The organism is Vibrio sp. 1-2 (7-a) (assembly GCF_013048515.1).
Classification (GTDB): Bacteria; Pseudomonadota; Gammaproteobacteria; order Enterobacterales; family Vibrionaceae; genus Vibrio; species Vibrio diabolicus.
In genome coordinates this window covers 1-1258 of the sequence record NZ_VHSQ01000027.1, presented here as the reverse complement: position 1 = coordinate 1258, position 1258 = coordinate 1, and the positions used below count along the sequence as shown (strand labels likewise).

Below are 1258 nucleotides of genomic sequence, written 5' to 3'. Positions count from 1 at the left end.
TGTAGTGGTCAACTAAAATTGGCCACTGTTTTAGAGTTTTCCCAATATAATCGTTCTGACTCATTGGGAGTTAGACCACCGTTATACTGATGTGGCCTGAGTTGACAGTAATATCCAATGATGTAGCGAGTGATCTCTTGTTGAGCCTCAGCAAAGCTACGATAACCCACCGTTGGCACCCATTCCGTTTTCAGACTTCTAAAGAAGCGCTCCATCGGCGCATTATCCCAGCAATTTCCTCGGCGCGATAAACTCTGCTTTATTTGAAAACGCCACAATAATTGGCGGTATTTACGACTGGTATAGTGACTACCTTGATCGCTGTGGAACATGACACCTTTAGGCTTACCACGAGACTCATAAGCCATCGAAAGAGCTTTGCCTGTTAGCCTAGAATCAGGTGATAACGACATCGACCAACCAATCACTTTGCGGGCAAAAAGATCGATAACAACCGCTAAATACATCCACCGATTACCTGTCCAAATATACGTAACATCGCCAGCCCAGACTTCATTTGGCGCAGTAACCGCAAACTGACGACCTAAGTGATTTGGAACTTCAATATGTTCTTGTGAAGCTTTTCGGTAACGATGTCTTGGTACTTGGCAACTCACTAACCCAAGCGTTCTCATAAGCTTTGTCGCTCGGTATCGGCTCAGATTTACACCCTGATTTGTGACTATATCTGCAATGGTTCTCGCACCCGCAGAGCCATTGCTTGCGGCATGAGCCTCACTGACCAAGCTGCGCAGTTTTACTGTTTCAGCATTAATTACCGTTGGGCGTTTAAGCCAATAGTGATAACTACTTCGATGAACATTGAAGACTTCGCATAATGTTTTTACGCTGTAGCTCTGCTTGAGTTTCTTGATTATCAAGAATTGTTCAGTGAGTCCGACATCAACAGAGCCGTGGCTTTTTTTAATATTTCATTATGCTCTTCAAGGCGAGCCAACTTCTTTTTTAATTCCCGAATTTCTATTTGTTCAGGGGTCATCGGTGAAGCTTTAGGTGTTTTTCCTTGGCGCTCTTCTCTGAGCTGGCGAACCCATTTATCCATAGTGGACTTGCCCACATTCATGGCTTGGGCTGCTTCAGTCACTGAGTAGTTTTGGTCTAGGACTAACTGCGCTGCTTCTAACTTAAATTCTGCGCTAAATAGTCGTCTTGTACGTTTTGTCATAGTGTCACCTGTTAACTTATGAGGTGATGATATCACCTCTAACTAAGTGACCAAATTCACTATGCCACTACA

The 1258-nt window shown here is 43.9% G+C and carries 1 protein-coding gene; it reads right to left on the bottom strand.

Features of this window, described 5'->3' with window-relative positions; translation table 11 throughout:
- Window positions 1-8 precede the first annotated feature (8 nt).
- A protein-coding gene (locus FKN08_RS23580; protein WP_104873539.1) for an IS3 family transposase occupies window positions 9-1186 on the bottom strand; the annotation gives its coding sequence in 2 pieces (ribosomal slippage) (window positions 9-928 and window positions 928-1186; 1179 coding nt in all).
- Window positions 1187-1258 lie beyond the last annotated feature (72 nt).